This window comes from Ruminococcus flavefaciens (assembly GCF_900116855.1).
Lineage (GTDB): Bacteria > Bacillota > Clostridia > Oscillospirales > Ruminococcaceae > Ruminococcus > Ruminococcus flavefaciens_R.
The window spans coordinates 1-19,442 of sequence record NZ_UETD01000012.1 but is presented as its reverse complement, the minus strand read 5'-3'; the positions used below and the strand labels follow the sequence as shown (position 1 = coordinate 19,442).

At 42.0% G+C, this 19,442-nt stretch carries 23 protein-coding genes; 18 read left to right on the top strand and 5 right to left on the bottom strand.

What is annotated here, in order from left to right:
- Position 1: 1 nt before the first annotated feature.
- From DSZ37_RS18025 to DSZ37_RS13050, 4 genes are all read left to right on the top strand, one after another.
- Complete coding sequence (locus DSZ37_RS18025; RefSeq protein WP_278298879.1) at positions 2-451, top strand: alpha/beta hydrolase-fold protein; 450 nt, start codon at positions 2-4, stop codon at positions 449-451.
- A complete protein-coding gene (locus DSZ37_RS13060) occupies positions 448-891 on the top strand; it encodes a rhodanese-like domain-containing protein (RefSeq protein WP_109727337.1) in 444 nt (147 codons plus the stop codon). The genes DSZ37_RS18025 and DSZ37_RS13060 overlap by 4 nt, the downstream gene beginning before the upstream one ends.
- Positions 892-953: 62 nt before the next feature.
- Positions 954-1,628 carry a hypothetical protein gene (locus DSZ37_RS13055; protein WP_109727336.1) on the top strand — a complete coding sequence of 225 codons (675 nt, stop codon included), beginning with the start codon at positions 954-956 and terminating at the stop codon, positions 1,626-1,628.
- A gap of 16 nt (positions 1,629-1,644) precedes the next feature.
- Complete coding sequence (locus DSZ37_RS13050) at positions 1,645-2,346, top strand: SDR family oxidoreductase (RefSeq protein ID WP_109727335.1); 702 nt, start codon at positions 1,645-1,647, stop codon at positions 2,344-2,346.
- A gap of 34 nt (positions 2,347-2,380) precedes the next feature.
- Here DSZ37_RS13050 and DSZ37_RS13045 read toward each other — a convergent pair whose 3' ends face one another.
- From DSZ37_RS13045 to DSZ37_RS13035, 3 genes are all read right to left on the bottom strand, one after another.
- Entirely contained in the window at positions 2,381-3,118 is a 738-nt protein-coding gene (locus tag DSZ37_RS13045) for an ATP-grasp domain-containing protein (RefSeq protein WP_181380319.1), read from the bottom strand.
- Positions 3,119-3,225: 107 nt separating this feature from the next.
- On the bottom strand, positions 3,226-4,359 hold the full coding sequence (locus tag DSZ37_RS13040) for an XRE family transcriptional regulator (protein ID WP_181380318.1): 1,134 nt from the start codon (positions 4,357-4,359) through the stop codon (positions 3,226-3,228).
- A gap of 513 nt (positions 4,360-4,872) precedes the next feature.
- Positions 4,873-6,051 (bottom strand): DUF6076 domain-containing protein, encoded by a 1,179-nt coding sequence (locus tag DSZ37_RS13035; RefSeq protein WP_109727333.1) that lies wholly within the window; start codon positions 6,049-6,051, stop codon positions 4,873-4,875.
- Between the two features lie 261 nt (positions 6,052-6,312).
- Between DSZ37_RS13035 and DSZ37_RS13030 the strand changes: the two genes are divergently transcribed.
- The 14 genes from DSZ37_RS13030 (at position 6,313) to DSZ37_RS17785 (ending at position 17,981) form a co-directional block, all read left to right on the top strand.
- Positions 6,313-6,678 carry a hypothetical protein gene (locus tag DSZ37_RS13030; protein WP_109727332.1) on the top strand — a complete coding sequence of 122 codons (366 nt, stop codon included), beginning with the start codon at positions 6,313-6,315 and terminating at the stop codon, positions 6,676-6,678.
- 765 nt (positions 6,679-7,443) lie between these two features.
- On the top strand, positions 7,444-7,668 hold the full coding sequence (locus tag DSZ37_RS13025; RefSeq protein ID WP_109727331.1) for a hypothetical protein: 225 nt from the start codon (positions 7,444-7,446) through the stop codon (positions 7,666-7,668).
- Positions 7,669-7,788: 120 nt separating this feature from the next.
- On the top strand, positions 7,789-9,417 hold the full coding sequence (locus DSZ37_RS13020; RefSeq protein ID WP_181380317.1) for a recombinase family protein: 1,629 nt from the start codon (positions 7,789-7,791) through the stop codon (positions 9,415-9,417).
- Between the two features lie 532 nt (positions 9,418-9,949).
- Complete coding sequence (locus DSZ37_RS13010; RefSeq protein WP_181380316.1) at positions 9,950-10,888, top strand: helix-turn-helix transcriptional regulator; 939 nt, start codon at positions 9,950-9,952, stop codon at positions 10,886-10,888.
- Between the two features lie 69 nt (positions 10,889-10,957).
- The gene (locus DSZ37_RS13005) at positions 10,958-11,473 is read left to right on the top strand and encodes a hypothetical protein (RefSeq protein ID WP_109727327.1); all 516 of its coding nucleotides are present in this window, start codon (positions 10,958-10,960) and stop codon (positions 11,471-11,473) included.
- 312 nt (positions 11,474-11,785) lie between these two features.
- Entirely contained in the window at positions 11,786-12,739 is a 954-nt protein-coding gene (locus DSZ37_RS13000; RefSeq protein ID WP_109727326.1) for a hypothetical protein, read from the top strand.
- 144 nt (positions 12,740-12,883) lie between these two features.
- Positions 12,884-13,831 (top strand): hypothetical protein, encoded by a 948-nt coding sequence (locus DSZ37_RS12995; protein ID WP_109727325.1) that lies wholly within the window; start codon positions 12,884-12,886, stop codon positions 13,829-13,831.
- A 95-nt stretch (positions 13,832-13,926) separates the two neighbouring features.
- Complete coding sequence (locus DSZ37_RS12990) at positions 13,927-14,565, top strand: DarT1-associated NADAR antitoxin family protein (protein ID WP_109727324.1); 639 nt, start codon at positions 13,927-13,929, stop codon at positions 14,563-14,565.
- A gap of 104 nt (positions 14,566-14,669) precedes the next feature.
- A complete protein-coding gene (locus DSZ37_RS12985; RefSeq protein ID WP_109727323.1) occupies positions 14,670-14,882 on the top strand; it encodes a hypothetical protein in 213 nt (70 codons plus the stop codon).
- A gap of 47 nt (positions 14,883-14,929) precedes the next feature.
- Positions 14,930-15,349, top strand: a complete 420-nt coding sequence (locus DSZ37_RS12980; protein ID WP_109727322.1) for a hypothetical protein — start codon at positions 14,930-14,932, stop codon at positions 15,347-15,349.
- A 161-nt stretch (positions 15,350-15,510) separates the two neighbouring features.
- Entirely contained in the window at positions 15,511-16,092 is a 582-nt protein-coding gene (locus DSZ37_RS12975; protein ID WP_109727321.1) for a hypothetical protein, read from the top strand.
- Positions 16,093-16,162: 70 nt separating this feature from the next.
- Positions 16,163-16,438, top strand: coding sequence for a hypothetical protein (locus DSZ37_RS12970; RefSeq protein WP_109727320.1), 276 nt, complete (start codon positions 16,163-16,165; stop codon positions 16,436-16,438).
- Positions 16,439-16,453: 15 nt separating this feature from the next.
- Complete coding sequence (locus DSZ37_RS12965; protein WP_109727319.1) at positions 16,454-16,981, top strand: DnaA ATPase domain-containing protein; 528 nt, start codon at positions 16,454-16,456, stop codon at positions 16,979-16,981.
- Between the two features lie 19 nt (positions 16,982-17,000).
- The gene (locus DSZ37_RS17785) at positions 17,001-17,981 is read left to right on the top strand and encodes a hypothetical protein (protein WP_173328851.1); all 981 of its coding nucleotides are present in this window, start codon (positions 17,001-17,003) and stop codon (positions 17,979-17,981) included.
- A 242-nt stretch (positions 17,982-18,223) separates the two neighbouring features.
- On the opposite strand, the gene DSZ37_RS17520 is transcribed toward DSZ37_RS17785, so the two are convergent.
- The gene (locus tag DSZ37_RS17520) at positions 18,224-18,670 is read right to left on the bottom strand and encodes a DUF6076 domain-containing protein (protein ID WP_146198188.1); all 447 of its coding nucleotides are present in this window, start codon (positions 18,668-18,670) and stop codon (positions 18,224-18,226) included.
- Between the two features lie 146 nt (positions 18,671-18,816).
- On the bottom strand, positions 18,817-19,442 hold a 626-nt coding region (locus DSZ37_RS18020; protein WP_242978632.1), incomplete at its 5' end, for a site-specific integrase.

The window sequence follows — 19,442 nt, the reverse complement described above, 5'->3', positions numbered from 1 at the left end:
GATGTCTTTCTCAGGCGGTGGACGCAAAACGCTGGATTGGCTCATGAATGACTGTGTTCCCTGCTGCGAGAAGGAGTACGGTCTGACAGGAATGCGTATCCTATGCGGCTACTCGCTCGCCGGTCTTTTCAGCCTGTGGGCGTTCTATGAAAGTCAGGTGTTCAGCGGAGTTATAAGCTGTTCGGGCTCGCTGTGGTTCGGGGACTGGATAAGCTACGCCGAGAGCCATACCGCTCCGCAGAACAGCTCCGTATATCTCAGCCTCGGCGACCGTGAGGAAAAGGCTCGTGACCGTATTATGGCGACTGTCGGTGATTGCACTCGCAGGCAGTATGAGCTTGTGTGCGGCGATAAAAACGTTTCCCGTCATATCCTTGAATGGAATGAAGGCGGACACTTCAATGAGCCTGAGAAGCGTATAGCTAAAGGAATAAGGTGGTGTGTGAAATGAGGAGAATAATAGTACTGACAGTTGCTGCTTCAGTGTGCTTGTTACTGTCAGCCTGCGGCAATGGGACAAGTTCGTCGGAAGGTGCTCAGTCGGAAGTCCAGATAACTACTGCTTCTGAAAATGCAACCTATCAGCAAATAACACAGGAAAAGGCTAAGAAAATGATGCAGGCTGAGGACGGTCATATTATTGTCGATGTTCGGCGGCAGGACGAATACGACAGTGGTCATATCCCCGGTGCGATACTTATTCCAAACGAGTCCATTGGCACAGAGCAGCCGAAGGAATTGCCCTACCTCGACCAGGTTATTCTCATATACTGCCGAAGCGGTCGCCGAAGCAAGGAGGTTTCGCAAAAGCTGGCTGATATGGGCTATACACATATCTATGAATTCGGCGGAATAATTGACTGGACGGGAGAAATAGTCGCAAATCAATGAAAAAGATTATCAATGCAATCGTTGATATAAAGGTGTGTTATGGACATACAGGAGGAAGCGATATGGGTGAATATTTTAGTTGGGTGAATGTGGATAAAAAAGAATATATTCAGCCTGGTGATTTCGATTTAGGACAAAAAAGCCGGGAATCAACATTTGAGGATAATATTTTTCTTAGAGCTTTACATAATCTTCTTGCAACAGATTGGAAGGGGTGTCGCATTGTATTCCTTGGAGATGAATGTAATGCTCCTGATAATAACAAAAACAATGTTATTGAAACTATAATAAGACACAGCAAAGAAAGTAACTGCTCAGGTTATCTTTTTGATACCGTATATGAAACCTATAAGAATGTTTCGGGGCTGTTCAAAGTTACTGAAAAAGAAGTCCGCAACGAAATAGGCTACTATCTTGATTGCCTTAAAAGTGATGGATATATTCCGCCAAATGAATATGGGATAGACATTAAAAATCCATATGAGGGACTTTTTCTCAGAGAGGGAAAGACTTTTAGATACACAGTAAACGACACGAAGAAAGTGTATTATTCCCTCGGACATACAAGAGTTCTCGACAGTAGAAATAATATAATTGATAAAATTGATCCTTTGCCCGTCCTTTTTCGTTATGGAAAATACGGAGAAGCTGGGGCATGGATAGGAGATATTATTGAAGTCAGCGATGAAATTCCGCCAGATTGTATTCTGTTGGACGAAATATTAATTGACTGGTGAAATAAAGGAGTAAAATATGTTAAAAAACAAAGTAGCCGTAGTAACAGGCGGCGCAAATGGTATCGGCAAGTGTATAGCCGAGGAATTTTACAAAAACGGAGCGGCTGTGTGCGTGATAGACAAGGCTGAGGGCGACCATTTTGTGGGCGATATTTCCGACAAGAATGTGCTTGAAAAATTCGCACAGCAGGTCATAGCCGAGCACGGACACATCGACTTCCTCGTGAACAACGCTCTGCCGCTGATGAAAGGCATTGACGAGTGCAGCTATGAGGAGTTCCAGTACGCGCTGGCGGTGGGCGTGACCGCGCCGTTTTACCTGTCTAAGCTGTTCGCTCCTCACTTCAACAAGGGCGGCAGTATCATCAATATTTCGTCCTCACGTGACCGTATGAGCCAGCCTCAGACCGAAAGCTACACTGCCGCGAAAGGCGGTATAGCTGCGCTCACTCATGCTCTTTCGGTTAGCCTTGCAGGAAAGGTGCGCGTGAACTCCATTTCCCCGGGCTGGATAGATACGTCCTACAAGGTCTACGAAGGTCCCGACGCTTATCAGCAACCCTGCGGACGCGTGGGGAATCCGCTTGATATTGCCAATATGGTGATGTTCCTCTGTTCCGACAAGGCAGGCTTCATCACAGGCGAGAATATCTGTATCGACGGCGGTATGACCAAGCTGATGATATATCACGGCGATAACGGCTGGGAGCTGAAATGATAAAAAGACCGCAGTTAATTCTGCGGTCTTTTCTTTATCTTATATCAAAAGCACATTCGTCCTCTGTTCCAGTCAGTTCAGCCCAGCGGGCGGATAACAGCTTAGCGTAGTCAATGTAAAACAATCCGTAGCACCCGAGTGCGTAACCGTCATTAACCTCGATAAGTAATGTTCTTCCGTCATCGGTTAGTCCAAAATCAATGGCATAGCCTGCGGGAGCTGATGTGAATTCCTTTACAGCATTTTCAATTACTCTGTAATCATAATGCTTGCGCCAGTCACCCTTGTAAGGTCTTACACTGAGGATATGGCCATATCTCACAAAACATCGCCATTCTGCTTCAAATTTTACGATTTCGGAGCAGTAAACATCTTGATTAACGCCTTGGATTCCACAGCCGATAAGGTCTTTCGGAGAACGCACAACAACACCCGTGAACTGTTTATCTTCAAGAGGTTTAACGAATACAGGCCAACAATCCGGATTATTGTTTACTTCGTTCATTTTTGTCTGCCATATCTTACGTCCAAGATATTTTTGCAGTTCGTCGGGATAGTCCATTTCAGGAGTGATAATTCCAAAATCCGCAAGCCGTGCTCTTACCGTTCCAACATATCCGACCACGACATCTTCTTTATTGCTTTCTTGAAATTTGTCATTATCATGAAACGGTACTACTTCAAATCCCATTTCATAAAACCCCTGATAGGCATTCATAAAATTATAATTATGCGGAATACCGTTTTCATAGGATTGAATATATACTTTCACATTATCACTTCCTGACGTTTTTTCTCATTATAGCACACGAAAGCAGATTTTGCAATATGAAAAAGCAAACCGCAGTTTTCCCTGCGGCTATTATACTTATTAAACGATTATTTCAGCAATTCCATTGCACGTTTGTGAATCTGCTCCTCGATTAGTTTCAGACGCTTGCTGTCGAGATTATATCTTGAATGGCGCTTAAAGCGGAAGTCGAGCAAGCGGCGAAGCCCTTCTCTGTGCCTGCTGCTGAGCACATGTTTAGCAGTGCCGATGAAGTCGTCATACACGCACGGTACGAGCGTATCCGCATAATCGTTGAGTGCCTTATCAGAGACAAGATCGTCCCTGCCAGCAAGATTGAACAGTGAGTTGCCGTGGTCGAACAGCGGCGCAGGAGCAGCTATTTTGTTTGTGTGGTTATCCACCAGAAATCCGAAGTTGCCGAAATGTCTGTCCACGTTGCATATTATCGCATCAAGTATCAGCATATCGTCAAGGGCGGCAATAAATTCATCGCCCAGTGACTTGTAATAATCGCGGACAGCTTTCATACCGCCTTTTGTGACCAGTCTGCCGATAGGCATAAATGAATAATCCTTGCTTGTGAACAGTTCGCAGGTGGAGCACAGCTCTCCCTGCCATTTTGACAGTCCGTAGGAGATAGCGTTGATACCAAGAGCATCTGCTATCTGAGCGGCATAGAACTCTGAATATGGCTCGTTCCCCGTGTTGGAAGCTCCGCTCGTTCCACCCTTGTAAAGTCGTATAATACCATTTTCTCTGCGCCAACACTTAGGCAGCATACCATTAGTTGTGAACTCTGGGCATGATGCAAGAGATGTTCTCACAGAGCTGCCATAGCCAGTGAATGCGATAAGTCCCAGCACTCGGCTGAACCTGTTCTCATACAGATTATACTGCGAGAAGCTGCCCTCAAAGCCTTCCTCAACAACCCAGTAGCAGTCGTTCAGCGACAAACCTTTTGATACGTTGAGTATGCTCATAGGGCGATTGAGATTTAGTCCACATTTACTTAGAAAGCTGTGGACGTATGCACGATTCTTCGGTATAGTCCTGTGTCTCAGCCAACTTGAAACGCTGTCTCCGTCAATAGTCATATCAAGAGGCAGCAACGCCTTTTTTTCTTCATTTACCCAGAGAATATCTATCTCGGGTGAGCTTGTATCTTCTGTTGCTGTGAAGCGCATCAGCGGAGTATCAAAGTGTCTAAGTTCGTAAGTCATGGCTCTGCCTCCTTTCATTTAGTGTAGTTATTATACCACAACAGGGCGATTTAATCAAGAGCTTTGTTAAATCAATTTTATGCTATATTTTAAACAGTTTCGGATATCTCGCTGCGGTTTTCAACAAATCCATAATTGGATTTTGTCAGCAGCCATTTTCGCAAATTGTTTTAAGCGGTTTTACCACGAAATCGCAAATTGTCAAACGCCATTCAAAAGAAAGACCCTTATGTTCACATGTTTTATCCCGTTTCTGCTGAAATCAATTTCATACGTAGAAACAAAATACTTAGAAAAGTTATCGAGCATCTTTTTCGTAACACTAATCACAGTTATAACTGATAATCAATAGATTTTTTAGATTTTTATCAGTTATAGCTTATAAAATCGGAAATCGGTTCTTATTGACTTTTTCGCATAGATAGGGTATAATACATTTAACAGAACCCGACACGCCTCTAAGCTATGCGTACCATGTCGGGTCGTTTAATTATCAGGAGATAGTAGGATTGATTATATCCTAATAAGTTCCTGATACTCCTCGATTTCCAACTCACCGTCAGCAGCCCTCTGCCGCAGCTGAATAGCATACTCTCCCCATTCGGCGAACTCAGACTTGCTCATTTTCTTTTTCATAAAACGAGCGTAGTGTTGCTTGTAGGCGCGGTTGTATATCTCCCATACGGGATCGTTCTTTATTTTCTCCTTGAAGTTGTGACGCATAGCATTGTCGCGGCAGGACTTCGGAGGGTTACTGCTTATCAGGCGCTTGCAGTAGTGCGAGAAAGTGGTGTGCTTCATGATAAACCAGCGTCCGCAGTTGCGGCATTTGACAGGCATAAATTTTTCTTCGATACACTTGAACAACTCAAAATACAGAAAGGCTCCCAGCGATGTGAAACGATAGGTCTCACAGAGTATGGGACCTTTTTTCGTAGCGAGAATCGTATGTCCCATGCACATACTGCCACTTGATACAAGATTGAAATGCGATTCTGAATAACACTTCTCAGTGAACTGCTGAAACACTTCAATTACCTTTTGATTGGACGGATAGTTATTGTGGTCACAAAGTTTGTCTGCAAATGGCATAAAAACATTCTTAACGCGCATAAGGTCGGAAACAAATTCCGCAAACTCGTTCGTTATCTGTTCGATACAGGTTGTGAAGTCGGCGGCGTCTTTTCTATTCTCATAGTTGCTGAAAACCTTCTTGCTGTCGAAATCATAATCGTCAAGTGCTCGCAGCTCATTCAAATCTTCTGTGATATACATTTCCTCATAAGACACAGGAGTGCTCTCTGCGTTGACAAAGTGTTCGTTGTAATCGTCGGAATCAAATTCAGAGTCTTCGTAAAATGGTTCGTCAAAAATGTCGTGATAGTACGCAAACAGATTTCTCAGGAGACCGCGTCTGAAATGTTTCTTGTCATAGGGCGGAAGTGCTTCTGCAATGTCCATGATGCTGTCGTATGTGAATTCGATATCGCGTGCGCGCTTTCCGATGTCAGCGGGGCAGAACAAGGAACTGATGTTCAAGTCTGTCTTTGCGCGCTCACATATGTCGTACAGTTCTTCAAGAGCAGTCGAATTCATCGAAAAATAGCGCAGAAGTATTTCACCAAGCGGATATGTTCTTCCGTCAGAAAGATAGATCTTTCTGTCATGGTAGTGTGCTTCTATCTCAAACATAATGTCTCCTTTCAGAAATAGTGTTCTATTTGCTCGGAGTGCTAATTGCCGTGCTTTAGTTTCAAAATTGCTAATTAAATGGCAGAAAATCAAAAGTTTACAATTTGTTCATAAAAATAGATTATAGATTGACGGTGATAGAGTTATTATACAACATCTATTGACTTCTGTCAAGGACTGGTGTATACTGAATGCAGTTAAGACGTCCGGACAGTTCTTGACATCACAAGAATAAACTCGAAACGCGAAAGGAAGATGTAGATGAAAAACATGAACGTGACTAACTGCACAAGCTACTCTAACGGCGTCAACTCTCCGCTCGAGTATCTCAACATCACTACGCCTGCCGAGTTCAAGGTGGTGATGGAATTACTCTGTCACTATGACGCGGAAAAGAAAAGTTCGACCATAAGCCGCACAGGTATCGCAAGAGACACTGCGATGTCGGTGAGCAACGTTGAGCGTGCGCTGAAAACACTTGCACAGAAGGATATCATTCGTATTCACAATAACTACGCCGACAACGGTCGGCAGGTCGAGAACTCTTACGAGGTCGCATTCCTGAATTATGACATGGACGAAAACAAACTCCGTGACGCAGAGTTGGCGTTGCTGTTTAAAAGTTAATTGTCATAGGGGCTGTGTCATGATGTCATAGGCTTATATATTAAGTATACAAGATAATATATAATAATACTAATACGAAGAAGGAAGATATATATTACATGATAATTAAAAATCAAGTAAGCGCCTTTTTTCTTCAGCTATAATATCTATGACAATGATGTTCAGTTGATAAGAACTGAAACACGCGCAGAAAGCCCCGAGTTTGCCGTCCTCAAAAGGGAAATAGTATAGTTACCCCACCGCTTGCGTTGAACGCGATCGTCGCGCAACGTGGAGCGAGTGTGGGGATTATACAGATATCGAAAGAAACGAAAAGTTGGAGTCACGGAGGTCGGTCCGCAAGACTGGCAAGCATAGCTGCTGGCATTCCGCCTGCCGCTGAAAACGGGAGAACCCGTGCCCCTTTCCAGTTTGCAGGTTAAAGGCTGGCGTCATTTGAGCCCGCCGTTCCACATCGGACGGGCAAAGCCCGCCGATTCTTCGGCGTTTGTTGAGATGCGAATGGAGGCGTCTTTTCCTGAGTTCTCCGAAAAATCAGGCGTCTTTTTTGAGAGAATCGCCCGATAAAGGCTATGTTTAGGGAGATATGGGAGGCGTCTGAGCAGCAAAAACGCCGCTGTGAGAGGAGTGATATAGATACACTGAGCCGACCCGAAAGGGAGCTCAAAAAAGTCTGGGTTTGAAACACGCGAGCCCAGCAAATGCAGTACGATTTGATTTCGTACTTGTCGATTTTAATTGAATATTTGGAGGGAGGCAGATGTTATGAGTGGAAACCTTGAAAAAACTCATTGCAGTGAAGATCCCGAGGTGCAGTCCGTAACGCATCACGACTGCACTGTTGACGGTGTCACCTATCGTGTTTGGTCTGCTTTCCTCGGCAGGAAAAAAGCTGAAGATTCACTCGGAGCTCTCATGCTCCGACAGCTCGAGAGGGGGTATGAAACTCCTGCCGTTGATGCAAAGCAGACCGAGAGAAAGCCGGTATAAAAACCGGAAAACGTTTTTTGTTCAGTCCTACGAAATCAGCCGAATGCACTGGATTCCGAATCGGATATGTGGTATACTGTCCGTGTAAGGAGCTGCTGCACGGCTGAGAAAGGAGTAATAATGAAAAACAAACAGCCCCAAAAAGCAGCGCTGTATTGCAGACTCTCGGTCGATGACGGGCGAATGGGCGAAAGCGTAAGCATTGGCTCGCAAAAATTATTACTGGAGCAGTACTGCAAGGATCATGCAATAGATAATTACGAAGTGTACGATGATGACGGATACAGCGGCACTAACTTCAATCGCCCTGGGTTCCTGAGAATGTATGAGGACATCAAAAAGGGCTTGATTAATATGGTGCTGGTCAAGGACCAGTCACGATTCGGAAGATCGTATATTGAAGTTGGAATGTACGTCGAAAAGTTTAATGAGCTTGGAGTACGCTTCATTGCAGTCAGCGATAACTATGACTCGGTGAAGAATGAAAACGATATGATGTTCCCTATGCGAAACGTGCTGAATGATTACTACGCGAGGGAGGCATCTATTAAAACCAAAACAGCCAAGAAAGCTAAAGCAAAGGCCGGTCAGTTCATCGGTTCAAAGCCACCGTTCGGTTACAAGCTCGATCCCAATGACAGGCATCACCTTGTGATTGACGAGCCTGCCGCTGAGACAGTACGAAGGATATTCCGAATGGCGGCGCAGGGGATTGGTTACAATAAAACCGCCAAAATCTTCCGCGAGGAAAAAACTCTTACGCCGATAGCTTACTTTAATCTTCATAATCCCGACTACTTCAAATCGGATTATTGGAGACGGGAATTCGACTGGCACGTTACTTCTATCCGAGTGATACTTGAAAACGAGGTCTATCTTGGTAAGCTCGTATATGGAAAACAGAAGACCAGGTCGATGAAAAGTAAGAAGAAGGTCAAGTGCCCGCGTGAGGAATGGATAATAGTTGAGAACTGTCATGAGCCTATAATCTCTCAGGAGCTATGGGACAGCGCACACAGAATGATGAGTGTTAAGCGTCGTGCTACCAAGACAGGAGAGTTCCAAATATTTGCGGGACACTTGTACTGCGCAGACTGCGGTCACGCTCTTACCTACTCGCAAAAGAAACGCCGCGACGGTACATACCACGGAGCATATTCATGTTGGCTGTACAAAACTCATGGCAAGGAATACTGTGCATCGCATTACATCAACTACGATGTTATCTATGACCTTGTGCTTAAGGACATAAGGCGGCTGCTGAAATCTTACCGTAAAAACAAAGACGGTTTCAGAGCCTTCCTTGAAAACAGATGCAGCGGTATCAGCAGTAAAAGAATAGTAATGCTGAAACATGAGCTCAATGAGGCACAGGGAAGAGTAGCCGAGCTTGACCATCTTCTGAATAAGCTTTATGAGGATAACGCTCTTGGCAAGATTCCTGATAACCGTTATGTTCAGATGTCAAATAGATTTGAAGATGAACAGTCCAAACTGAAGGAGTCGGTAAATGAGATGTCATCAGAGCTTGCAAAATACAAGCTTACAACTGACGAGACAGAAAAGTTTACGAGTGTCATTGATAAGTACACTGACATCAAAGAGCTTGATGATATTATCATAAATGAGTTCATTGATAAGATATTTGTCCATCATAAAGAAGACATTGACGGAAAGACCTTTCAGCAGGTCGAGATATATTATAAATTTGTGGGAAATCTGAATCAGACTACTAGGAAAGCAGCGTAAAATAAGCATAGAGGAAACGACTGTTTCCTCTATGTGACAACCTGTAGTCGCAGGTTCGAGTCCCGTCACAAGCTCCAATGACAAACCGCTTAGAATAGCCTTCTAAGCGGCTTTTGCTTTTTGGCGTTTTTTGGGCCTTGGGCTGTATATAAAGCGATGTTTGACGAAAAGCTTTATAAGATAAAAAGTGCAAAAATCAGGAATCGGCACAGTATTCAAGTCAATGTGTTTATCTGAATGAAAACAATGAGTCCTCACAGTTTCGGCTGTGAGGATTTTTTTGCTCTCGGCATTTTCGCTGTCGATAAGCCATGCCAACATTTATAATATCTTCACAATATTCGCTTGACTTGTGTAAATAAATGATATATAATTAACATAACGCTTAAAAGGTGAGGTGCAAACTATGCCAAATGATCAGCCTAAAAAAGTTATAATACTTGATATTCTTCATATTTTACAGAAACACTCTGATGTTGATCACAGACTTTCTCAGCAACAGATACAAAACCTGATAAAATCGGAATATGGAATGGAGGTTGCGCTAAAGACCGTCAAACGTAATCTGTCCAAGCTGATAGAATTCGGCTTCCCGGTGAGATATCGCGGCAGCGAACATGAAAATGATGCTATTATCCGTAAAGGTAAGAATGGAAAAGATGAAGTAATATTGACAGACTGGTATTATGTTCATGAGTTTATGGACGGAGAGCTGCGTCTGCTAATTGATAATGTCCTCGCTTCTGACGGCCTTTCAAAGAAAGAACGCCTTAGCCTTATAGGACGTCTTGAAGGCTTAACAAGCAAGTTTTTTCTCTCGACAATTAAGAATACCGATATGGAGGTATTTGATAAGATCATTAACAGAGAGATCTATATCACACTTGAAAATATCGGTAGTGCTATCGCTGATGGAAGGCAGGTGTCATTCCACTACTGTGACTGCGGTATAGACGGTAAGCTGAAAGAAAAACTTGATTCCAATGGAAAAAAGAAGCTGTATACAGTCAATCCATATCAGATAGTCTCACGTAACGGTCACTCGTATCTGATATGTAATCTTCCGGAACACGATGACCTGACACATTTCCGCATTGACCGAATCAAAGGCTGCGTAAAGAACGATGAACCTGCAACTCAGCTTCGTACACTCAAAGGCTTTTCAACCGGTATCAGGCTTTCAGATTACATAAAAACACATCCGAATCTTTGGAGCGGTACTCCGGAACATATCTCATTCCAGTGCAAACGTTATATGATGAACGATATCGCGGACAGTTTTGGTACGAATAACAGAATTGAAACGATGTCTGACGATATGATAAGAGTTCACATTGAAGCAAGCGAAGCCTCAATGCTGCATTGGGTGATACAGTTCGCAGATGAGGTAGAGGTGCTTTCACCTAAAAGCCTGCGCAAACAGATAGCAGAAACACTGAGGAGCGCTCTCAGTAAATACGAAAACGAGTAAGACAATAATGTCGCATACTACGTGATATTATAATAAAGGATATTCTATAATCATTAAGGAGGAAAATTTATGAGTACCGACGAAAGAATAAAAAAGATAACAGATATTATTATTGAATGGGCTGAAGAAAAAGCTAAAGAAGGAGAAATTGAGTTTGACAAGACATTTTGTAAAGATGCGGTTGTTCGTTATAAAACGTCTAACATGACATTGTTAATTCCCAATAATTCTGATGGAAAAAATAGTGGTTTTGACGATAACACGCGCCCAGATCACTATGCATATGAGATTGAATGTCTCGTGACTAAATTAAAGCTACGGTTGGCGATCAACTATCAGAATATATCTGATGAGACTAGGAAAAAATGCGAAGAATTATTAGAAAAATATAAGATGATGCCACATGATGATGTCACGCCTCCTACTCAATTTAGGAGATTATGCCTCTATGAATACAAAATCAATGACAGCACAAACGAAGAAAAGATAAGAGAAGAAATGGATAAACTGTTCTATCAGATGAAAGGCTATGAGGAGTTCATCTGTTATAAGATGGATGAAGAAAAGAATAAAAAAGCAGAATAACTATAATTAGGACATAGGGCGGTAACGCCCTATGTCTTTTGTTATAATATAGGAAAGAATTAAAGTGCGAAAACTATTATTATACCATACAGACATACGCGCTTTTGTACTCATGCCCCTGTGTTATAATATGACTACAGCAGAAGCAACGTTCACTTCACCAAGCACTTATACATACTGCATATTTTGAGCACTGTCAATTTGTGTAAAAGAGAGATTTTTCTGTTTGACCGTCTGAATCTTCGGAATTCAAGTTTTTGAGTAGTATAATGAAGAAAATATAAACCTTGACTTTCTTTCAGGAGGTAGTGTATGGAGTATTTTTCAGGCGAAGCTTGGGTAAAGGTATGTGGAGAATTCTTCGATGCATATGTCAATTTCCGACTTGATGGGACATCAGAACATTTAATAGAACATAACGGCAGGAAAATAGAAATCTATTTTTTTGATCATGTTAGTTATACTTCCGTCGAGCTATATTGCCCCAGCACTTTTAAGGCAATGCTTGGGTGCTATGACGGTTCAGCTAAAAATACAAAAGAAATTATAAGGATGATTCTTTGGCTCACACTAAATGTCGAGGATTTGGAGGTTTACGAAATAAATACATTCGATTTGGAAGAAGAGCATAAAAAGTTGAGAGAGTTGCTTGTACAAAAGGTTGGTCTTTGCTACGAGAACGAATGTGCGGAATACTGGAAAGGTATCGGCGAAGTAAGCTTTATTCTAAATCTTCATAATCGTCGTTTTCATATATATATTTATCCAGACGCTTTGTGGGATACCTACAGCTCTGTAGTTGTCGATATTTACTGTTTCGATACAAATTTATCTTGTTCAATGTTCATTTCTCAAACAGAAGATTATCTTGATGACCTTGTTAGTCTAATTCAGGATATGTCTTTAGAACCAGAGATTGCAGAGTTCTGTATCTCAGATTCCACAAGAGAACATGAGCTTATAAGAGAAGCCTTAATAGGCTTGGAGACAAAACATAGGCGATATATATTCAGATGGCCTTTTTTTAGTCCTTCGTCAATTATGGAAAGTAAAATAATACCAGATAGATACATCACTCTCCATAAAAGGATTATCAGAATACAATTCGATCAGAAGGAAAAATACATCAATATTATTGTCAGTTGTCTTACAACCGGCAAAACTTGCTCATTAGAGCTTCCTAAGGATAGTGATTATAACGAGTTAGAAGAAGTATACGAGGAACTGGTTTACAAAATTCAGGAACTCGCTTGGGAATTCATATAATTGACACGGGGCGGAAACGCCCCATGTCCCTGTGATATATTATAATTACAGCTAAAGTTCTGCCCACTGAATCTTCGGAATTCAAGTTTTTGATTAGTATAATGAAGAGAACCCAAACCTTGACTTGCTTTCAGGAGGTATTATATGGAGTATATCGAAAAGGCACAGTGGATAAAGACTTGTCAGATGTTCTTTGATGCGTATGTCAAGTATCTGATCGACGGTACAGAATCACATTGGTACGAGTGCAACTACAGAAACATCGAGATCGCTTTTATTGACTGCGGTTACTTCGTTAAGGTACAGCTGTATTGTCCGGAGGTACTCAGAAGTCTGAACGGTTATTATGGCAAGTTAGCAAAAAATACAGAGGGAATAATAAGAATGCTGTACTGGCTTGCGTGGGAGGCAGAGAAAAGAAATTCTTATGTTATAAAAACAGCAGATCCCGAAGAAGAGTATCAGCAGCTCAGAAGGATACTGACAGAGAAATACCGTCTGTGTTACGACGCTTATTGGGAGGAGGATTACTGGAAAGAAACAGGCGAGGAAAAATTTATCATCATGCTTTATGGCAGAGAGTTAAAAGTTCACTTTTCTCCCAATGCTATGTGGGATGTCAACGGATACATACACGCTGCTTTTTTCTGCTACGAAACCGGCAGAATCTGCTCGACTGTTGTGCATCAGGAAGAAGAGGAGCCGAAAGAGATCATTAGACTTCTTCAGGATATGGCTTCTGAACCGGAGATCTTAGAGTTCAGCACTGCCGATTCCGAATGGGAGCACGAGCTGATCAGAGATTATCTGGTCAGCAGCCGTACAGATGACGGTCTGCTGATCGAGCGCTTTCCGTTTGGCTGGTTTCACAGTTTGAACGGCGTAGTTATCAAAGAACGAATTCTTGTACTTCACAACAGACAGATCAGATTAAAATTCGAGCCTCAGGAAGATGCTTTGCAAATCATTGTAGACTGCATGGAAACAGAAAAACAATTTACTATGGAACTTCCTAAACGCTGTCGAGAAATCGAGAGAATCGGCGAAGAACTTGTATGGAGAATTCAGGAACTCGCATGGGAATCCGTATAATCGACACGAGGCGTTTCCGCCTCATGTCTCTGTGATATAATAAAAATACAAAAGGAAAACATTCATCAATCCAATCTCAGTCAGGAGATATAATTATGGCAATAAGACCAGTTTATTTAGTATCAAACGGTAAGGTCATCAAAAGAGAATACGAGTTTCAGTGGTTCGCAGGCTTTTCTGTGGCTCAGAAGCAGAGATCTATCGCTGCACTGCATAATTCGGTAAAATCAGTCAACAAGGAAGCGGCTCCTCTGGAGATCAGTACAAAGGGAACGGTTGAACTTGGCGTTAAGCTAAGCGCTTTCAATCTCAAACTTAACGGATACACATTAGAGAATATTTTTCAGAGTTCCAAAGTTTTTTCAAACGGCGGTCCGTATCGCGATTTACTGGAAGTTAGTCCCAAAGAAGCAAAAAGAGACGATAGACTTCATAATTCAGGAGCGCTTATCGGGTTCAATTACGCCGGAATAGATTTTCCACTGGAACCCAAAACAGTTTTCTATGACTATATTTACATTAACGCAGTAAAACAAACACTCTCCCCCGAAGAGATCAGACGTATTACAGAATATACTCATTTTACGGATATCGAATTCAATCCTCAGAGAAGTATTAACACTCAGGCGAAATCAGTAGCAATTATCCGTCTTATGCTTGAGCTTTATAACGAGATACCATCCTTTGACGTTTCCGATTTTATACGTTTTCACAGCGAAATGGTGCTGTGTTGACGGCGGATATGACATAGGCGGTTTTTGATCTATGTCGTATGATATAATAAAATCACAAAAGGAAAACATATTCGTTGATTTGGTTAAAGTCAGGAGGTAAGTATATGTATCAGTACACTTGCGATTCAAAGTATTGTGCCACCTGTTCCTGCTGGTCAGGTGAGCGGAAGATCTGCGATCATTTTGGCTCAAGACAGGAGGTAAGCAGTCCTATGGCTACGGGGAAATGCCTTAATCAAAATTCGGGATGCTGGAAACAGACAAAACAGGCAAACGGCGGATGCTCATCATTTATAAAATGGGGAGCACTGAGGTGATCTGCTTTAATACACTCAAAAATGTGATATTGATAAGGAGGAGTTATATGTTAAAATGTTATAGTGAGAATTCTTATGACTATCTTTACGATATAATATCAAATTTTGTTAATTGGGCTGATAGCCCCTTAGATAAATATAAGGAAATATTGTCATCTTTGATCAGCAAAGACGATAATCTGAGTCAAGATCCGTCAGCGATAGTTCCGAATATCAGAATTCTTACAACAGAAGGCACTGTTGATATATACTTTTATTCTAACGCTTTTGATAGAAATATCCCGGACGCACATTCGATATATTTTGGTGGACCTCATAGAGGAGAAAGCTGTCTTATTTTCGCAGTTGATGGTGATTATATAGACTTAATTAATTTTGATTTACATTCGGCGGCAGAAGTTATTGAGAACGTTATTCCTCAATTCACAAATCATATCTGGAATGAGGTGTACTCAAAAGAAGAATGATTTCGTGATAGTCAGTGGATATTATACCGAATTATCAGATGTCTGACAGATGTGAGAACTTTAATAAAACTTTATCTGTCAGCGGAAGTTCGGTTTCAGGCTAGCGTCTTATATGCAGATAGTTTAATTCAAATTCTATTACTTTTCAGGAGGTATAGATTATGTTAAATTACGAAGTTAACAACAAAGGTTACGAGCAGTTCAGAAAGAATTTAAAAGCTAACAGAGAAGACTTTCCTTGGTTTGACTATGAGCAGGAGTTCCTTGACAGTTTCAAGGTTAACGTCGATCGTGAGACTGCGTTGCAGCAGATAATAACTATCAATTCAAAGTATTCCACTCATCTCTCTTTAGGAAAGTCGTCAGCTCCTGACGAGGGTGGCGAGCTTGCTGATTTTATTGTCAGCGATAGTTTTCAGTCAAGAATAACAACAACAGACAAGGATGTTGCTGCAGCCCTTGTTACGGATTTAGCTAAGGCTGCAAAAACAAGAGGACGTTTTCTGCTTTCTTTTGCATCGAAATACTGTCATCACTGTAATCCTAATATGTTCCCGATATACGACAGTGTTAACGCGATCTACTTAAAAGAGCATTATTCTTATTCCGATAATCACGATTACAGGGAATACATAGACGCATATAATCTTTTCTGTCACTCCATAGGCGTGGATTTACAGACAGCCTCAGATAAGCAAGAGGGCTTCTGGGTAGATAAGTTCATAAACAATATCGAAAAATAAGCATAAAAACCGTATCAGTTGCTCGGAAATAATAAATCTAATGTGCTTTTGCACAGAACGGAGGTCTGTTATGGTAGTTTATAGTGGTTATGGCACAGGTCACCCCGTCTATACAATTAAGGGAAATCAAGTCTATCAGGGCTACGGTACCGGGCATCCTGTCTACACTATCAAGGGTAATCAGGTGTATCAGGGCTATGGCACCGGTCATCCGGTTTATACTATCAAAGGAAATCAGGTCTATCATGGTTATGGAACAGGACATCCTCTCTTCACGATTAAAGGAAATCGTATATATAGGGATTATGGTACTGGTCATCCAATCTACACGATAAAAGAACGCTGAAAAGGAGGGCGAAATATGCAGTATAATAAGAAAGGCGGCAGATTTACATTCGACAGCTTTGAGGTAACCAAAGAGAATAGTAAAGCCTTTGAGAAAGCGAAGCATTTTGCCGAGAACGCAGATTCCAAACCACTTGCAATATTCGGTGGAACCGCAACAGGAAAGACACATCTGCTCTATGCTGTAAAAAATGCAATTGAGCAGAATTCGCCTGGGCTTCATGTGATTCTTACAACAACAACGGATATGGTTTCCTCTCTGACAAACATTATCAGCAACGGCGATACAGCTGAAAAGTTCCGTGAACAGTATATGCAGGCGGATGTTCTTCTTGTTGACGATATACAGGAACTTGCCGGAAAAGAAAAAACGCAGGACGAGCTCATACTTCTTTTCAATGCGTTCTACGAATCGGGCAAGCGTATCATGATGACTTCTTCTTTGAAAGAGGGGCATCACGGACTAAAAGAGCGTTTGATAAGTCGTGCTTTCTGGGGAGATCATGCAGAAATCTCCAATTCATATGTTCAGGTTAAATATTGATTAATGTGCGGAGGTACTTATGACCGTATCTGTATATTCAAGAGAAGCAATCGAACGAATCATAGCAGAAGGCTCATTCCCTGATAATACGGTAGTTATCAGCTTTTACGATCCCGCGATAAAGCGCATAGACAAGGACTACACTCATGTTGATTACAGCGGAGTGTGCAAGGACGTGTTTTACAGTGAGCTTGAGGATCTCGATCTTGAAGTTCTCAAGCGCAAGGGATATACATACGATATTTATTTTCCCGAAGCTGACGATATGGCAATGTTTATCGTAAAAGCGCACGCGTACGGCAAGAATATCATCTGTCAGTGCGAATACGGTCAGAGCAGAAGTGCAGGCTGTGCTGCGGCTATTTTAGAATACTTCTATCACAATGGCATTTCTATTTTTACAGATTATAAATACTATCCGAATCAGGTAGTGTATCATAAGGTGTACGACGCCATAGAAAGGCAGAAGCGCTACTTCGATAACAAATTCTATTTTGCTGCCGATACAGATGTCGTAAAAAAACACATAGCACAATTACATCTCTCCGAAACGCTTATAGCTGATTATAAGCCTGAGAACAGTCATTCAGTCGTTGATTTCAAAAGCGAGATCAAGAAGCAACTTTCAGAGAGAAATCAGCTTTACTGTACATCCGAAGAAATAATAGACGCCTTGAAGAAAAACAAACAACCTGTTTATGCTTCGTTTAAGGCGTCTAAGCTTTTCTACCTGTACTTCGGATGGAATCCCGACGGAGTCGGTACACGCTTCAGATACGGCTGCGAGGAGATACCCGTTTACATATATTTCAACAAGTATTACTTCAATAACTCTGAATACAGACTGTCATTATACCGCCGAAGAACTGACGAAAATAGCGGATATAGATTAGGTTCAAGAGGACATTTCAAATCCTTATCATTTTTCGGAAAGCTCTCATGGGACAGCGAGAGAAAAATGATCGATGCTGTTCCGTTGATCATAACAAATATGGCGTAACGAGTATTTACGATTCTGGATAACACAGAGCATTGTGATCAAACGATGCTCTGTTTATAATATCGATTCAGTATCCTGATTACAAAAAAAGATAAGCCATATGACAAAACAATTGCTGTCTTTAGAAGAGATACTATGCCGTTGTTTTCCAAATTGAGAATTCGTATAAGATCAGATGTTGATTATAACTCAGATATGCCTCCACTGACATAAAAGGGGAATACGTGAGTAATTAATAAGCGTTATATCCTAATCAGCTTCTGATACTCCTCAATCTCCAGCTCGCCGTCCGAAGCTTTTGTACGAAGCTCAATAGCGTAGTCGCCCCACTCTGCGAACTGGGACTTGCTCATTTTCTTTTTCATATAGCGAGCGTAGTGCTGCTTGTATGCGCGGTTGTATATTTCCCACACAGGATCACTCTTTATCTTCTCCTTGAAGTTATGGCTCATTGCATTGTCACGACAAGTCTTCGGAGGATTGCTGCTGACCAGGCGCTTGCAGTAGTGTGAAAACGTTGTATGCTTCATGATAAACCACCGACCGCAGTTACGGCACTTGACAGGCATAAACTTTTCTTCGATACACTTGAACAATTCAAAATACAGAAAGGCTCCCAGCGATGTGAAATGATAGGTCTCACAAAGTATGGGACCTTTTTTCGTTTCAATTCCCGTACGGGTCACCATTCATCAATCCCACAGACGGCTTAAAATAGCCGTTTGTGGGTTTTTTATTTTCTAAAAATCAGGCTTTGGCACTTGTTTGGCACTTATTATCTTTTAACTATTAATTTGGGTATCCGCAGAGCTTTCGCTCTGCGGTACTTTTTTGCTCATAATGCCAGTGCCTGCTGTTCAGTCTCGGCTTCGGTATCGTCCTCGGCAGGACTTTCTTCCTCTGTGCCTATATCGTTTGTGAAGCTCAGGGCGTTGCTTATCGCATCGCAGTTGCGAGCCTTGGCTTCCTGAAACATATGGGAGTACAGGTTCAAGGTAGTTCCTACGACGCTGTGTCCCATGTCCGATGATACCGCTACTACGTCTACGCCTTCAAATATCAGGAGGCTTGCATGGAGATGTCGCAGTGAATGGATATTCTTGAAGGGCACTCCGATACGCTCACAGTAGCCTTTCAGCCACTCGAACGGTGTCTGCGGATTCATCGGTGCTCCGTTCCATTTGGTGAACAGTCTGTCATGGTCTTCCCACTTGGTGCCAAGCTGCTTGGCTTCCGTGTCCTGTTCCGCCTTGAACTGCCTGAGCAAGTTCATTATAGAGACAGGCATCTTGGACACTCGCTTCGACTTTCTCGTTTTCGTAGTGTCGGTATAAATGCCCTTCTCAGCAGTATACTGTGATGTTCGGCGGACATGGATAATGTTGTTTTCAAAGTCAATGTCTTTCCATTCCAAGCCAAGCATTTCGCTGCGGCGGTAACCACTGTATATCGCAAGCAGCA

Bases quoted from the DNA above. Each gene is read 5' to 3' on its own strand.
- DSZ37_RS12975 (WP_109727321.1), top strand. From the start codon at position 15,511: ATGTTAAATTACGAAGTTAACAACAAAGGTTACGAGCAGTTCAGAAAG.
- DSZ37_RS12970 (WP_109727320.1), top strand. From the start codon at position 16,163: ATGGTAGTTTATAGTGGTTATGGCACAGGTCACCCCGTCTATACAATT.
- DSZ37_RS12980 (WP_109727322.1), top strand. From the start codon at position 14,930: ATGTTAAAATGTTATAGTGAGAATTCTTATGACTATCTTTACGATATA.
- DSZ37_RS13005 (WP_109727327.1), top strand. From the start codon at position 10,958: ATGAGTACCGACGAAAGAATAAAAAAGATAACAGATATTATTATTGAA.
- DSZ37_RS13055 (WP_109727336.1), top strand. From the start codon at position 954: ATGGGTGAATATTTTAGTTGGGTGAATGTGGATAAAAAAGAATATATT.
- DSZ37_RS12965 (WP_109727319.1), top strand. From the start codon at position 16,454: ATGCAGTATAATAAGAAAGGCGGCAGATTTACATTCGACAGCTTTGAG.
- DSZ37_RS13020 (WP_181380317.1), top strand. From the start codon at position 7,789: ATGAAAAACAAACAGCCCCAAAAAGCAGCGCTGTATTGCAGACTCTCG.
- DSZ37_RS13030 (WP_109727332.1), top strand. From the start codon at position 6,313: ATGAAAAACATGAACGTGACTAACTGCACAAGCTACTCTAACGGCGTC.
- DSZ37_RS13035 (WP_109727333.1), bottom strand. From the start codon at position 6,051: ATGTTTGAGATAGAAGCACACTACCATGACAGAAAGATCTATCTTTCT.
- DSZ37_RS13040 (WP_181380318.1), bottom strand. From the start codon at position 4,359: ATGACTTACGAACTTAGACACTTTGATACTCCGCTGATGCGCTTCACA.
- DSZ37_RS12990 (WP_109727324.1), top strand. From the start codon at position 13,927: ATGGCAATAAGACCAGTTTATTTAGTATCAAACGGTAAGGTCATCAAA.
- DSZ37_RS13025 (WP_109727331.1), top strand. From the start codon at position 7,444: ATGAGTGGAAACCTTGAAAAAACTCATTGCAGTGAAGATCCCGAGGTG.
- DSZ37_RS13050 (WP_109727335.1), top strand. From the start codon at position 1,645: ATGTTAAAAAACAAAGTAGCCGTAGTAACAGGCGGCGCAAATGGTATC.
- DSZ37_RS12985 (WP_109727323.1), top strand. From the start codon at position 14,670: ATGTATCAGTACACTTGCGATTCAAAGTATTGTGCCACCTGTTCCTGC.
- DSZ37_RS13000 (WP_109727326.1), top strand. From the start codon at position 11,786: ATGGAGTATTTTTCAGGCGAAGCTTGGGTAAAGGTATGTGGAGAATTC.
- DSZ37_RS13060 (WP_109727337.1), top strand. From the start codon at position 448: ATGAGGAGAATAATAGTACTGACAGTTGCTGCTTCAGTGTGCTTGTTA.
- DSZ37_RS12995 (WP_109727325.1), top strand. From the start codon at position 12,884: ATGGAGTATATCGAAAAGGCACAGTGGATAAAGACTTGTCAGATGTTC.
- DSZ37_RS13010 (WP_181380316.1), top strand. From the start codon at position 9,950: ATGGAGGTTGCGCTAAAGACCGTCAAACGTAATCTGTCCAAGCTGATA.
- DSZ37_RS17785 (WP_173328851.1), top strand. From the start codon at position 17,001: ATGACCGTATCTGTATATTCAAGAGAAGCAATCGAACGAATCATAGCA.
- DSZ37_RS17520 (WP_146198188.1), bottom strand. From the start codon at position 18,670: ATGGTGACCCGTACGGGAATTGAAACGAAAAAAGGTCCCATACTTTGT.
- DSZ37_RS18025 (WP_278298879.1), top strand. From the start codon at position 2: ATGTCTTTCTCAGGCGGTGGACGCAAAACGCTGGATTGGCTCATGAAT.